Source organism: Cupriavidus sp. 05L310, from assembly GCF_056398185.1.
In genome coordinates this window covers 14564-29428 of record NZ_JBFTOX010000085.1, presented here as the reverse complement: position 1 = coordinate 29428, position 14865 = coordinate 14564, and the positions used below count along the sequence as shown (strand labels likewise).

General features: G+C 57.7%; 12 protein-coding genes and 2 pseudogenes. 13 read left to right on the top strand and 1 reads right to left on the bottom strand.

What is annotated here, in order from left to right; translation table 11 throughout:
* The 7 genes and pseudogenes from AC1DS6_RS38965 to AC1DS6_RS38935 all read left to right on the top strand — a co-directional run.
* The coding region (locus AC1DS6_RS38965) for a transposase (RefSeq protein ID WP_477104496.1) at positions 1-1018 on the top strand (1018 nt) is incomplete at its 5' end.
* A 45-nt stretch (positions 1019-1063) separates the two neighbouring features.
* Positions 1064-1348: pseudogene (locus tag AC1DS6_RS38960) on the top strand (DUF6216 family protein); the annotation flags it as partial.
* Positions 1349-1573: 225 nt separating this feature from the next.
* Entirely contained in the window at positions 1574-4318 is a 2745-nt protein-coding gene (locus AC1DS6_RS38955; RefSeq protein WP_441630221.1) for an McrB family protein, read from the top strand.
* Positions 4319-4480: 162 nt separating this feature from the next.
* Positions 4481-6610, top strand: coding sequence for a DUF2357 domain-containing protein (locus AC1DS6_RS38950; RefSeq protein ID WP_441630219.1), 2130 nt, complete (start codon positions 4481-4483; stop codon positions 6608-6610).
* A gap of 70 nt (positions 6611-6680) precedes the next feature.
* Positions 6681-7148: pseudogene (locus AC1DS6_RS38945) on the top strand (toprim domain-containing protein); the annotation flags it as partial.
* Positions 7149-7223: 75 nt separating this feature from the next.
* Positions 7224-7943, top strand: a complete 720-nt coding sequence (locus AC1DS6_RS38940; protein ID WP_441630218.1) for a hypothetical protein — start codon at positions 7224-7226, stop codon at positions 7941-7943.
* Positions 7944-8038: 95 nt separating this feature from the next.
* Complete coding sequence (locus tag AC1DS6_RS38935; RefSeq protein ID WP_441630216.1) at positions 8039-9355, top strand: hypothetical protein; 1317 nt, start codon at positions 8039-8041, stop codon at positions 9353-9355.
* Positions 9356-9768: 413 nt separating this feature from the next.
* On the opposite strand, the gene AC1DS6_RS38930 is transcribed toward AC1DS6_RS38935, so the two are convergent.
* Positions 9769-11091, bottom strand: a complete 1323-nt coding sequence (locus AC1DS6_RS38930; protein WP_441630214.1) for a DUF5677 domain-containing protein — start codon at positions 11089-11091, stop codon at positions 9769-9771.
* 693 nt (positions 11092-11784) lie between these two features.
* On the opposite strand from AC1DS6_RS38930, the gene AC1DS6_RS38925 reads away from it, so the two are divergent.
* From AC1DS6_RS38925 to AC1DS6_RS38900, 6 genes are all read left to right on the top strand, one after another.
* Positions 11785-12066: a hypothetical protein gene (locus AC1DS6_RS38925; protein WP_441630212.1), complete on the top strand. Its 282-nt coding sequence runs from the start codon at positions 11785-11787 to the stop codon at positions 12064-12066.
* A gap of 332 nt (positions 12067-12398) precedes the next feature.
* Positions 12399-12692, top strand: a complete 294-nt coding sequence (locus AC1DS6_RS38920) for a DUF1484 family protein (protein WP_441630210.1) — start codon at positions 12399-12401, stop codon at positions 12690-12692.
* A gap of 188 nt (positions 12693-12880) precedes the next feature.
* Positions 12881-13222 (top strand): DUF1484 family protein, encoded by a 342-nt coding sequence (locus AC1DS6_RS38915; RefSeq protein ID WP_441630208.1) that lies wholly within the window; start codon positions 12881-12883, stop codon positions 13220-13222.
* A gap of 317 nt (positions 13223-13539) precedes the next feature.
* Complete coding sequence (locus tag AC1DS6_RS38910) at positions 13540-13821, top strand: DUF1484 family protein (RefSeq protein ID WP_441630206.1); 282 nt, start codon at positions 13540-13542, stop codon at positions 13819-13821.
* Between the two features lie 423 nt (positions 13822-14244).
* A complete protein-coding gene (locus tag AC1DS6_RS38905) occupies positions 14245-14442 on the top strand; it encodes a type II toxin-antitoxin system VapB family antitoxin (protein ID WP_183035768.1) in 198 nt (65 codons plus the stop codon).
* Positions 14439-14810: a type II toxin-antitoxin system VapC family toxin gene (locus tag AC1DS6_RS38900; RefSeq protein WP_441630204.1), complete on the top strand. Its 372-nt coding sequence runs from the start codon at positions 14439-14441 to the stop codon at positions 14808-14810. Before AC1DS6_RS38905 ends, AC1DS6_RS38900 begins: the two co-directional genes overlap by 4 nt.
* Positions 14811-14865 lie beyond the last annotated feature (55 nt).

Genomic DNA, 14865 nt, shown 5'->3' with positions numbered 1-14865 from the left:
GGGCGCGAGCGCGGCCTGCCATGCGCTGGGCGTGCCGCGCGGCACGCCTGCCCGGCAGCGGGCTCACCTGCGTCGCATGGCCTTCATCGGTCCACTGCCACGGTCCACTGCCCGGCCCCGGCCACCGTTGGCTCTGGACGCCCTGGAAAGCCAGGTGCTGCTGGACACCCTTAACAGCGAGCGCTTCGCCGACACCGCGCCGGCGGCGATACACGCCACGTTGCTCGACGAGGGCCGCTACCTGGGCTCGGTGCGCACCATGTACCGGTTGCTGGCGGCCAATGGCGGCTCGCGCGAGCGACGCAACCAGCTTGTCCATCCGGCCTACGTCAGGCCTGAGTTGCTGGCGCGCGCGCCTAACCAGGTGTGGTCGTGGGACATCACCAAACTCAAGGGGCCAGCCAGGTGGACGTGCTTCCACCTCTATGTCATCCTGGACATCTTCAGCCGCCATGTCGTGGGCTGGTTGATTGCCGAGCGCGAGAGCGCGGAGCTCGCTGAACAGCTCATCGCCGACAGCGTGGCACGCCACGATATCGCCCCCGGCGTGCTCACGCTTCATGCCGATCGCGGTGCCAGCATGCGCTCTAAACCGGTGGCCGCGTTGCTGGTCGACCTGGACATCACCAAAAGCCACAGCCGGCCTCACGTATCTGACGATAATCCCTTCTCGGAGTCGCAGTTCAAGACGATGAAGTACCGTCCTGACTTCCCCGCGCGCTTCGGCTGCATTGAGGATGCACGCGCCCACTGTCAGGCGTTCTTCGCCTGGTACAACACCGTGCATCGGCACTCGGGCATCGGATTCATGACGCCGCACAGCGTTCATTATGGGCTCGCCCAGGAGTTGCACCTCACCCGTCAGGCAGCACTCGACACAGCATTCCGGGCGTCCCCAAAAAGGTTTAAAGGGCGTCGCCCTGAACCACCGCGGCTGCCCACAGCAGTCTGGATCAACCCGCCGCCATCGGAGGCCATTACCCCAAACACACCACAACCCGGCACAGTAAATTCATGAAGCCAGGTGACGCAAAGTCATTGACACGTTCCGCAGTGCAAGGAAGACCGCGCCGCTATCACGCTTGCGACTGAATTCAAAGGCTTCGAGGTGGACGCGATATGCGATCTTATCGTCGACGGGAGAGCGTCGGAGTATGTGCGCACAAACGTGCAGCTGCAGAGAGTAATGCTCCCATTCATTTCTGGATTTCTTGCAACTATCGCCCTTATGTGCTTGGCTTACGTCTCGTGCGGCGTGAATGCCAATGCAATGTCGGCTAGATTGGCGAAGAGGGAGTGCCTAGCTCTTGATTTCGCTGACGACGGCAAGAAGGCTGCTCAATCGTAGAGGGCCAAACCGATACACGGTGCCGAGCGCAGGAACGTCCGCCTGGAAATCGATGATTCGCTATCGCACGTTTCCGACGTGTACCTCATGCTTAGGGTATCGCCACGTGAGCATAAAAGGTACGATCTTGTCGAAACGACCCCATTCCGTCAGCATAAAGATTGCTGATACGCGGTCATTTTGGCTAGGAATTTGCTGAGTATATATTTCGAGGAGCGAAGTGGCATGAGCCGGTACTGTGGAGACGATGATTCAAAGCCCATCCTCGAGGCTGCCGCCCATTGGCGCGACTCCGCGCTGCTCGGTGGTGGCTCTGTGCTTACTAGCAATAAGCTCTGGACATCGTCTTTGCTCGATGTTCTCGACGAGTACTTCGTTCGGCGACCGGATGTAGGCGATGGCAAGTTCCTGCAGAAGCTAGAGCAGCAACTAGCGCCGACAGACGGCGCCGCTAAACAGCTCGTGGCAGAGATGATGTGGGTTATGTATCTCTGCCCAAGCAGCCTGACTCCCGCACATAAACGGAAGACCGTGCAGACCGTATGGGCATGGTCAAGTGAAGAGGCCCCAACGAATTCCCGCTGGCTAGATGATGACGCCCTTGCGGGGGTCGGAAGTGCGGGCCCTGGATTCAACCAGAATCAGTGGCGCGAACTTGTGTTCCTCATCAATTTCATGCGTCGCTTCCGTGAGCTAGATGCCGGTGAGCGGCAGCGGCTGATGGAAGACGGTTGGAAGTTCGACGAATGGCTCAAGGAGGTGCCCGATTGGGAAGCGAGGCAGCTCCGCCACATGCTGCTCTTCCTTCTCTTCCCGGACGACTTCGAACGCATCTTCGGCCAGAATGATCGGAAGACCATCGTTCGACACTACTCAAAGCGGGATCGCCGAGAAGTGAATCGAATGGATGCTGTGCAGCTGGATCGTGAGCTGCAATCGATACGCAAGCGTCTCGAAGTCGAGCGGGGCACCACGCAGCTGGACTACTACGTGCCGCCACTCAAGGGCGAGTGGAGGAGTGAGACCTTTGCGGCAGCCACGGAGAGCGTGATGGCAGAGCATGTCCGCCAAGCCATCGCGGAAATCCAGCAAGACGGTGTGCCTCAGGATGCCGAATCGACGGGCTACGATCTTGTGGATGACGGAAATCGGTACCCACCGAAATTGGTGCTATCGCTTGCAGTAAAGCATGCAACCGGGGAGCCTTTGGATCGCGCCAATTTCTCCGGTGGTGAGGAGTCGTCAGCCTTCCGTCTGTTGCGTCGCCTTGGCTTTGAAATTAAGCCCAAGGATGAGGCCGAGAGCGGTATCGCAGAATTGATGCAGCGATTCCTAGAGCAAGCCGAGTCAGGTAAGGAACTAAGTGCGCAAGGTTACCTCCGTGAATACCAGGGACTGAAAGTACGTGTGAGTTTTGGAAAAGGAAATTTCGCAAGAATCCCATGGATTGCGTTCCTCGGCGATGGGCAATCCGTGTCCGAGGGCGTGTACCCCGTGCTGCTGCTGTTCAGGGATAAGCGGCAACTATTGCTTTGTTATGGCGTGAGTGAAGAGGGGGCGGCGCGGTTGAGCTGGGGCGACCTAGACGGAGCACAAACAGTAAGAGAGTGGTTCAAAGATCGTTACGGCCACAGCCCCGATCGATACGGCGCCTCATTCGTCCGCGCTGCATATGACATTTCTCAGCCACTTCCAATTCCTGAACTGCAGCAGGAGCTGGATGATCTGATCGATGTCTATGCTGGGGTACTGTCCGCCGGGAGTACCGATATGCCGATGGAGGCTACTGAGCCCGTGGAGCCGGACATGCCTTTGCCGGTTAGGGCCAATCTACGGGAGGCGGTGCTCGCGTTTAGCGAAGCGTTACAAGCTTCCGGCGTCAAGTTCGGCGATCAGCATGACACGCTTGTCTCCGCCTTCGTCTCAAGTATCGTCACAAAGCCGCTAGTTATCCTGACTGGGCTATCCGGTTCTGGCAAGACGCAAATCGCCATCCGATTTGGTGAGTGGTTAGGTGACGATCGGCTCCACGTTGCAGCGGTGCGTCCTGACTGGACAGGCGCCGAGACCTTGTTTGGCTATGAAGATGCACTAAAGCGGGAGCTCGACGGACGCCCAGCCTGGGCGGTTCCTGCTCCACTCGAATTCATCTTGAAGGCAGTTGCAGACCCGCAGCATCCATACGTCTTGCTGCTAGACGAAATGAATCTTGCGCACGTAGAGCGCTACTTCGCAGACGTGCTGTCTGGTATGGAGTCTGACAAACCTTGCCTACCAAATCTTCAACGAGGTACGGATGGATGTTGGCGTGTGCGTGCCGGCGAGGACGCAAGAGTACCAATCCCACGCAATCTGTGGATAGTTGGCACGGTCAACGTTGACGAAACTACCTATATGTTCTCGCCAAAGGTACTGGATCGTGCCAACACCTTTGAGTTTCGCGTGCAGTCGAGCGACCTATCGATTGAGGCGCGGAAGCCTACGCCGTGCGCTCCGGGCGATGCCGAGCTGGTGAGAGGCTTGCTGACCATCGCGCGAGACGATGATTGGCATTTGACTCACCAAAGCGGTTCAATTGATGAGCTTACTCCGCGCCTGAAGCACCTTCACGAACTGCTAAGTCGCTATAACCTTGAGTTCGGTCATCGAGTGTTCTATGAGGCGATTCGGTTTGCATCGCTGGCAGAAGAAGCTGGTATCAGTGGTCTGAACGCAGTCCTGGATCGGATCGTTATGCAGAAGGTTTTGCCTAGATTACACGGATCACGGCGACGCCTCGAACTCCCACTACTGGCTCTCGCCCAGTTCTGTCGTGATCTGCCCGCGTCAATCACGAGTGACGACAAGCTGCAAACCGCAGGTGTTGAAGAGATACCGGCGCAAGGCGCTGAGCTACCAACTTCGTACGCGAAGATTCTTCGCATGCTCCGCAGCCTACGTGCAAACCAATTCGCTAGCTTCACAGAGTAAGTCGTGCGTACCGTTTCCGAAGCATCGACTCCATTGCTTTCGCCGTCTGGCGCGACCGTCGCCGTACTGAATGTAGCGGTGTTGCCTCGGAGAGGTAGCGCATCGCCCGCGACGCTCTGGGCTTCAGCCGGGCTCCAGTATGGCGATGAGACTGTCTGCGCCATGGAGTTGCTGGAGGGAATGGAGTACCGATACACATGGAAGAACCTTGCACCGGGTATATGTAGTATCACCGCAGACCCTGAGGAGATCTTTCAGCCCGACACTGTCGAAGGGCTGTCAGGTCGTCTCCGACCCGGACTATCGACCGGTACCGTTCGCGTCGTGCTCCGCGAGGGTCCTGTCGTGCTGGGGCAGCAGGAGATCGAGGTACGTTCCCGAAAGCTCACTTACCTCTCTGAGTATCGTTGGATGCTTCGCGATATCGCTGAGCGAATGACGGAGCTTGTGATGGACCGCTTCGCGGTCAGCGACGCTCGATTTGAGCAGGATGATACGCGAGACGCGGTGACGCTCTATCAGCGCTTCACGTTCTTGCGAGCCTTGTTAGAAAGTGAGAGCTTTCAAGGGGCTATTCGAGAGGTTCTTCGCCGGCCACACACTGCGTGGGACGTGGCCAGCGAATTTGTTCGGCCTGGCAGTGGAATGCGCGCGGACTCTCACGTCCTACGGCAGCTTGCCAAGGCCGGGCAACGATCCGCATGGCCGGGCGGCACCATTCCCTCCGTGCCTTCACGGCTTGAGCGCCGGCGAACCGAGGCGACGCATGACACAACACCCAATCGCTTCGTGAAGTTTGCCCTTGAACATTGGTCTCAGATTCTTGGTGATATCGATCTAGGCCTTGCAATGGGGCAGCCGACACCGGCAACTACTCGGGGCCGCCGCGAAATCGCCGCTGTTATGACACAGCTGGAGAAGATCCTGCACCACGACCTGTTTGCCGAGGTGGGTAAGATGGTGCGATTTCCCGCTGATGATCAGGTCCTGCAGAAGCGCGAGGGTTACAGGGACATCTTTAAGGCCTATGTTGAGCTTGAGTTTGCAGCCCGCCTATCCTGGCATGATTCGTCCGAGGAATATGGCGCGGGGTTGAGGGATGTCGCCACACTTTATGAATATTGGGCATTCATCCAGCTAGCGCAGGTCGTAGCCGATTTGGTCGGACAGACATTTGACATGACGCCATTGGTGCGGTCGCGTAAAGATGGTCTTACTGTTGGGATTCAGTCGGGCGTTGAAACTGTTCTCAAGGGAGAGGTAGAGCGTTTTGGACGGCGCATGGTGGTGGAGCTCTGTTTTAACCGGACCTATCGCGCCGGTTCGGGAGGTGTAGCTTCGTGGACAAGGCCAATGCGCCCAGATTACTCTCTGCTGATTGGCCCGGCGGAAGGGGAGCCAGCCGCCTTTGAGCCGATCGCTCTTCATTTCGACGCCAAGTATCGGGTCGAGTTTCTCAAAGAAATCTTTGGCGCCGGTGATGACGTGGAAGAGGATGCCGGCCTGCAACAGGGGCCAGTCAGTCTGGTACGCGGGGGGGCTTTGCGTGCAGACCTCCTCAAGATGCATGCTTACCGCGATGCCATCCGACGGACCGCAGGGGCCTACGTGCTCTATCCGGGTGGCGACGGCGAGGAAGGAAGCAATCAGTATCTCGAATACCATGAGCTACTGCCAGGGCTCGGTGCTTTTGCGCTTCGGCCAACTGATATTGGTAGCGCCAGTGGTGCACCTGCATTGCAGCGGTTTATCAGTGAAGTGCTTGATCACGTGGCAACCCGCCTGACCAGGCATGAGCGGGGGCGATACTGGCTGGAGGAGGCGTATGGTGAACCGTTGTCCGGTCAATCTGCCCGCTTGCTCGCCACGCCGTCGCCCGAAACCACTGTGCTTTTGGGGTTCGTGAAGAGCCGAGAGCATTGGCGCTGGATCGAGCAACGTAAGGCCTACAATGTTCGAGCGGAAGGCAGAAGTGGTGGAGTCCAGGCTGGTGCAGATCTACTACACAGCCAACTTCTTCTTCTCTACTGTCCCTCCACGCAGCAGATTGCACTCGCTCGGATCGTGTCTGATGCGGAAGAGATATCCTTGGCCGGCATGGTTGCAATGGACTACCCGGAACCGCGCGGAGTGTATTGGTGTGTACAACTCCGCTGGCTAGACCAACTTCAGTGGCTTCGTGGCTTCTCTCCGTCCAAAATCGAGCAATACGCTACGAGCCAAGGGCCGTTGTATGGGGCACCTGTTAGAACGTCCTGGGGTGTCATCGAGTCAGCCTGCCGTGTTGGGTGAGTGATGAAAACGCTCATCCGCGATAGCGTGATTTTGTCTTGCCCTTTCGGGATCTCTAGGGAGACGTGCTGGGCACGGCATCGGCAAGGACGACTACAACCTCGACAAGGTGCGCTACCACCGCATCATCATCATGACCGACGCGGACGTGGACGGCTCCCACATCCGCACGCTGCTGCTCACGTTCTTCTACCGCCAGATGCCCGACATCATCGAGCGCGGCCACGTGTATATCGCCCAGCCGCCGCTGTACAAGATCAAGCACGGCAAGGAAGAGCGCTATATCAAGGACGACAACGAGCTCAACGCCTACCTGCTGCGCCTGGCCATGGAAAAGGCGGCCCTGGTCAACCCCGACGGCAGCGAAGTCGCCGGCGACGCCCTGACCGAGCTGGCCCGCCAGTACCAGCTGGCCGAAGCCGTGATCGGCCGCCTGGCCCGCATCGTGGACAGCGACGCCCTGCGCGCCATTGCCGACGGCATCGAGCTGGACCTGGACAGCGCCGCCGCCGCGCTTTACGATGCGCGTGCGTTGCGAGTCGGCTGGCTTGCTTATATGGACAAGAAAGAGGCGTTAAGGTGCTAATGAGCCTTCGCTGCTCGTGATTTCACTATGGAGAACCAATTGTCATCGATAAATCATTGTGATTCGATTCGTGATTTGGATGCCATGATGAAGGCAGATCCGAGAAGCTCTAGCTTCATTCAAGTCAATGATCTCGGCCAATCCAGGCGACGCACGGCAGAAGATCACTTGGCGGAGATTTTGCCGTTTGTTCTTGGAGTCGCAGTGCCGGAAGAAGTACGAGTAAATTTTGAGACAGCTAGGAATCTTTATGTTTATGCCTGGTTTGTGTACCGTTTTCACGCGGTCGCGGAGCAGTATGCCTTGGGGACACTTGAGTTCGCGCTGCGTGCGCGATTAGAGGCAAAAGCTGACGCCTCCATGAGCCCCGGTAAGCTCAAAGTGAGCGGACTGAGTAATCTATTGCGAGAGGCAAGGCAACTCGGACTGCTTGAGAGCAGTAAGCTGCAGCTCCGCACGCGATGGGCGCATGCTCGAGCGCGGAGCCGAACTGAGCTTGAGCAGATCGAGGAGATGAATCGGCTTGGTCTTACGATGATGCAGGTGGACAACTCTGGAGTGCGGCCGACAGAGGAGGATCTACAAGTCGACTGGCTCAGTGTTTTCATTGACGGCTTACCGGCTGTCCGCAACGAGTATGCACATGGCTCAAAAATGCTTCATCCGACCGTACTGCACACGTTCGAGATTATATGTGAATTGATCAACCAGCTTTTCCCGACGCAAGCAGATAGTGATTCGCCGTAGCGGTTCAGCACAATCTGTTCTCCTCTCAATTGTGCAAGTACCGCCAACAACATCGGCCTGAACGACAACGAGCACAAAATGAAGGGAGCTCACAGATGAGCGTAAATGATTCCGAGGCACGACTTGCGAAGTTGTCACGACAGGCGTTCCTGTCAATGTGGGCTTATCAGAACCCGTTCTACGACGAAGGCAAGGAGCTGTGTGATGTGCTCGTCGTCTTTGGCGATGACGTGATCATCATGTCGGACAAGGTGATCAGTTATAGTGAAGAAAAAGACGCAAGAACAGCGTGGAATCGCTGGTACCGGAAAGCAGTGTTAGCCAGCGTGGCACAACTTCGGGGTGCCTTGAAAACGATCAAGAAGTCGCCCGAGACGATTCATTTGGATGCACGTATCTCGTCGCCCTTTCCTCTGAAGTTTCCCGACGCGGGCCGCGCTCGTTACCACCTAATAGCGGTCGCCCATGGAAGTGAACGGGAGTGCGTCCGGCAGTTCGGAGTTCCCAGTCTCGGCGTGGATTCACGTCTGACGGACAGTGGGGTGCTGCTCACAGTCGGCGTGCATTTCCCTGAGTTCGTGCATGTGATCAATCGAACTACTCTTGACGCGCTGTTCGAGTGTTTTGACACCACGGCAGACTTGGTCAAGTATCTGACCGCGAAGGAGACCCTGTTCGCTCGGGGGCATGTACGGCTTAAGGGTGAAGAGGATTTGATCGGCGCGTATATGCGCAAGCGACGTCCTGACGGAGCCACACCGCTCGGTGCGTTGTGCGACGTTTCGGAAGACGGTGTGCGCAGCGTCCCGACCGGCGTGTGGTCCTCGCTGCGCGCCGACCAGAATTTTCTGCGGCGCAAGGAGTTGCTTGCTCCTTCATACTTGATTGATGAGGTCATTGAGCAGTTGGCGTCCGAGTATTTTGCTGGAAGAGTGCTCGCAGGACAGGATGAAGCGCTGGCTTATCACGCTGCAGCGTTTCAGGTCTTGGCAGCGGAGCCAAGAATGGCGCGGATGCTGATCGGTTTGGCTGTCGCTGACGTGCTGCAGGAACATCCATCAACGTTCTGGAGCACATTGGTGGAATCGGCAGATCAACCTGGCGTGCTCTATCTGTGGTTGATCTATCCTGAGGTGGAAGGTGAGGTCTCCGATGAAGAGCTGGAGGCCACTGTCGGGTACGAACTGGAGAAGTACATCCTTGTCGCCATGGGCAAGTTCCCTGAGTCGTACACGGTGTTCGCGGCCGCTATTCCAAACGCGCAAAGCGCTCGGACCTCAAGGGCGTTTCGCATGGCGGCGAGAAACGTCTGGACGCCGGAGATGCAGAAGAAGGCGGAATCGTTGGAACAGAGGGAGGGGATTCTTAGTAACATCGAGTCAACCACCCGAGCTGTAATTCGCGTCATCTAGGATGGCGAACTTCGGCGGCACCTTTTCTGGAGTCGAAGCTAGCGGCCGACCAACAGCTCCGGTTCGTGCTCGCGATCTTCGTGCGATGGCAGCCAATGACGATCAGTGCATTGATGCACTCATGGGCTCAGGTCCGAAATTGGCAACTAAAGACTCCTATCGGAGCCATATACCAGTCTCGCCGTTTGATTTCGATCCCACGGATGACCGTTCACCGAACACCGGACGTTCGCGCAGACGTGCGCCAAGGAACGATACTAGCCGAAAAGGGCCGACGACGCGAATCACGCCGGCAACCACTTTCACCCCTACTCGGACGCATGACACCTTCATACCGAACGCCAGAATTAGCCCAAAAAAATGCCCATCTGAAGGCCGCTATGGTTCCCCACCAAGTAGATGTCGCGCAGCCCCTAACGATGAATTGCCACCTTTCGCTTAGTTCTCGCATTGCGAGTCGCTGCCTTACGTTCGAGAATACGAGCGCGCGGAGTTCTGTTGGATAGACGCTGCCAGGTCTTCTCGATTTCTTCCCGAAGATGTGATGCGAAGTTCTGGATCACCATGTTCTTGGTAAGTAGATCTGCGCTCTCAGTGTCCAAGCAAAGCTCAGCGACAAGCATCGATAAGGATGCTGCCGCATAGTTGGCCGCAATTTCGCAGCCATGCTCCAAAGGGATATCAGTATTCTCAATAACGGCGAGATCTAGACTGATGCGTGTCAAGGAGGCGAGAGCCCCTCCATGCACGGTGCTGTTTGCCTTCTTATATGCCTTCCTGAGGATATCAAGGCCTACGTGCTGCTCCAAAACTTTGAAGGTTGTCTTCTTGGCTCCTAGAGCGACTGAGGCCCAACCATAGTCACCTGCGAATGCCACTCCGAATCGATTCGTCAATGTGGATACCATGGTCCGAAGGTCTCTAACGTAGCGATCCCGATGGTGATCCATGGTAAGCGCAGTGGCAACTGCCTTTTCATCTGCGACCAGCTTTAGCTTTTCCACAACATGGTGAGCGAGGTACATCTCAGCACATTGGTCGGATTGCCTTGATAGGAACACCGAAATCACGCAAATCTCATGTAGCGTTCGCCATCGAGCGAGGGCACCGTCAGCATAGCCCGCGCGCGCGAGAACGATAACTTCGCCTACCACATCGAAGGCGCGTTCTATTAGCTTATGGAGCGCAATAGCGGTATGTGGCTTCGAATAGGATCCCTTTTGATTCTGCTCGGCGGAAAAAGCCCATTCAACCACTAGCTGTCTAAGAAAATCCAAGTGGTCGAGCGTCTTACCCCAAAGTCTATCTACAGTTTTGGCGCGGTCGTAACGGATCTTCTGCAACTCTGTGGCGTGTTCCAGGGATTGCTCCGTAAGGCGCTCGCCAATTACACCAGCTGTTGCTGCCAAAGCTTGCGGAATCGCTTCAGTGACGGCCGTAGTTATGGTAGCTATATCCTTTTCCGCACGATCTCTCAGCTCATCAAGGAGCGACCGAACGGACTCCTCTACTTCTTTCTCCGTTTGCCCGAGTGAGCAAGGAGGATCTATGTCTATCTGGATACTGTTTCCGTTCGCGCAGAGGATTGCGTCGGCGAGCAGCTGAATCTCGAAATCCGCGATATTCAGGTTCTTTCGGTGCGCTGCCTTACGCAGAAGCCATGGAAGGAGTCGTTCCTTCGTCGTGATTTCGGAAATACAGCGATCAAGCAGATCGTCTACTGTGCTTGGCTTCATCGACTGATCCATACGAAGTCAGAGGTATGCGGGAAAGCTTAGTGTACTCTGAAGAGGTCTTGCTGGACGAGCTGGATCGCTGACACGTAGTTTTGCGTCTCGTGGATGAACGTGAAACGGAGCGGCTTCAGTTCACGCTCTGTAGGGAAACTGATTTTATCCTGCGATTTGTTGGTCGTTTTGGGGCTGAAGCATTGGTCTGAATTCTCGCTCTCCAGCATTACTTTTCTGGGGCTTTCCAGAACACAACTGCGGCGTCCCCGTGGACGTACTGGTGTTCTAAGCCGATTCTTTAGCGTACTGCAGGGCGACACAAAATGGTAGAGGCTGACGACCGATCGCTTAGCTGCCGCCGTCCGAGTATCGGGCAACTCGGTCGCTCGGTGATGCAACGGGCGATCGGCCGTAACCGGTTGTGGATTCAACCGGTCGATCAGAGCCATCTGGCCTTGACCGCGACTACCCTACCTGCCTGGTTTCTGGTCCGCAGCCAATGGCCTCTGGGCGCCAACCATGATCCAGGGCTTATGGGGTATCGGGGTCGCCCTTACTTCTTCCTGAAGATCCGTGCAGCCTTCACCGGAAAACGGAGATCGAAGCCCGACGAAGGTCCCTAGCGGACCCCTATCCCTCCTCCGATCTAACCTTCTCCAAATCCCGCACAATCCGATCCCGGATCGGCGAAGTATGCCCATGCTCCTCATCGGTCTTCCCAGTGACGAGCCAATACGCGTACTGAGGCCATACCCGCCCAATGGCTTCAACCATTTCTTGAGTCACGCGCTGCCGGGTGCTGCAGGTGTTCTTCCAGTTGGCCGCCTTGACGCCGGTCAGGTCTTCCATGTGCTTGAACCGACGATGGCTGTCCGCCACAAAATCTATCAGTTCGGCGACTCGATGCTGCATATCTATTGGTTAAAAATAAGCCATCGGGTTAAATTAACGCCAGCCCTTGGTCTTGGGCCGTGCCGCTAAGGCTGCACCGAACTTGAGCTCAACCGCATAAGCCCACAGCAGCAAAAGCAGTTGGCGAGGCCGCTTGTTTCTCAAATACCTAGCTACGGCGAGCAGAACTTGCGTAGCAAAACGGAAAACTCGACAACAGCTTGTCGAGGTGAGGGGCTTTTGCGCTCTCAAAAAGCAATCAAGCCCACCGGCGCGAGCGTGCGCGGGCGGGTGTCAGAGGCATAGCCAGTCGCATTATCGCCCATGCGGCGATCCTATCCGCTTGGCGCACGCTCGTCGGCAACAGAAGACGCACTGCATTTCCGGACTACTCGACTACCCCTATGGAACAGGAGAAGCCTTTGACCGCCCGCCAACGCCACCCCCGCACCGCCGCCGAAGCAAGAGTGGCAGCCACGGAAGCCAAGCTGATCGCCGAACCCCTCGCCCGAGCAGGCGAAGCCGCCCCACCCCACGAAACCATCCACCAATCCTGCCACGACCTCCTGCGCGTCAGCGCAGGCCTGGAATCCCTCCTGCTCCTGCTGGAGCTACAGGCCGACGAGCAAGCCGCCAACAACGGCCTGCATGCCCTGCTGGCGCCGCTGAAGCAGCAGCTGGACCAGGCAGTGAACCGCGTGCAAGCGCTGTACTGAGCCACACCCGTTCCCCACATCTGCACCGCGGCCCGCAAGGCCGCACGCGGCGGGGAGTCACACGCCTATCGCGGCAAGCACCCGCCGCCCCCGCGTGCCGGGACGAAGGTCGCCAACGCCGCCCATCGCCATACCGATGTCCGCGATTGCACCCCGACCGCACCCCGATCACAAAACAGGAGGTACCCATGACCGCCCGCCAACGTCGCCCGCGCACCGCTGCCGCAGCGCGGGAAGCCGCCGTGGAAGCCAGGCTGATCGCCGAGCCCTTGCCGCCGGACAACGAAGCGGATCCGAGCCACGAGGCTACCCACCAAGGCTGCCACGAACTGCTGCGCATCAGCGCGCATCTGGAATCCGTCATCACGCTGCTGAACCTGCACGCGGGCGATAGCCGCCTGCGTGCCTTGCTGATGCCGCTAAAGCAGCAGCTGGACCAGGCATTGAACCGGTGCCGGCGCTGTACCCGGGCCTGCGGGGTTCGCTCGCGATCCGCGCCTGCGTCGCGGCCCGCTTCTGCCCCGACGTAGGCAGGGTCTTCGGCCACACGGCGTAGCCACGTAAATCATGCCGTTGGCCCACTTGGCCAACATCGCTACCACTGAATCGAGAACGGGATCCCTGCAGCAGTCCCTCACAAGAGGGGACCTGCAGGACATGACCGGGGTAACCGCAGTACCCAGCCCTCGCCAGTACCTTGGCGGGGAACTGGGTTGTTGAGCATCTGGGGCGCGAGGCAATCGCGGCCCCCTCGCCCGGTCGGCCTAACCCAGCAAGCCGGCACGGGCGCGACGACCAATCAACACACCCTGTCATTCGCCAAAGAGGTGATCCCATGGCCGCACGCATGAAAACACTCGCTCCCACCGCCGATGCATCCGCAATCAGCATGATTGCCCAAGCGCTCTTGCCGGAGGAAACGACACCCCCGCCGGATGACCCCAAGCGCGAAGCCATCATGCAGAGCTTCGACGAACTCCTGCGCGTTAGCGCGGGCCTGGGCGCCATCCTGACGCTGCTCGATCTGCAAGCCGACGCGGCAATCGATTGCATTGGCCTGCATAGCCTGCTGGCGCCGTTGCGGCAGCAGCTTGACGCCAGCGTGAATCGTATCGACGAGTTGTTCTGAGAGCCGATGGCTGGGCGGCATCCGCTCAGCCGTCAACGTTGCGCAGGTTGCATGGCGGCGTAGTCGGGAAGCCGAGCTAACACTGCCGTCGCTTTGCGCAGCGTCCAGATGAGAACCCGCCTCTCAAATTCTCGACTCGCTCCCGTGCTAAGTGACATTTCTTCACGTCACTACGGACCTTTCCCAACGCCGATCAGGCGATCCGCAGGCACATTGGCAAGGCGTTCGAGCACGCCGGGTGTCGGCGACCTGACAAGCGGAGGAAGGCATGCACGATGCGCTCGATCCGTTTGCCTGCGCCGTTTACTCCTTTCAAGACTCGGCGCAATGTCGCGGCAGATGCGCTCACCACGAGACCACGAAACGCACCGCTATAAGCATCAAACGATGCTATATTGAGTGCTCACACTTAAGGAGACTCCCATGCGTACGACGATTTCGCTTGATGACGACTTGATCGCCAAAGCTCAGGCTTATACGGGTGTGGAAGAAAAAACGGCACTCGTGCGCGAAGCGTTAAAGGCCTTGATCCAGCGTGAAGCCGCGAAACGACTCGCGAATCTTGGCGGTAGCCAACCGGGCATCAAGGGGGCGCCGCGTCGTCGGTTGGACGTCGAATGATCCTTGTCGACACGTCGGTCTGGATTGACCATATCAACGCTTCTGATCCGATGCTGATTAGCCTGCTTGCCGAGGGGCGTGTGCTGGCTCATCCCTATGTGATAGGCGAGATCTCACTCGGTAGTTTGCGTGACCGCGACGTCGTGCTCGGCGCGTTGCTCGATCTGCCGCGCGCGCCAGTAGCCACACCGGAGGAGACGTTTTATCTGATCGAGCGCGAAGGATTGTTCAATCGTGGAATCGGATTTGTAGACACGTCGCTGTTGGCGTCTGCACGCCTACAACCCGGTGTCACCATCTGGACGCGCGACAAGCGATTGAAGAAAGTTGCCGATGAACTCAATCTCAGCGCAGTGCTTGCGCACTAGAAAACGGAAAAGGCGGGCGGGGAGGATCGGGCAGTCGGCAAGCTGAGCCAACACT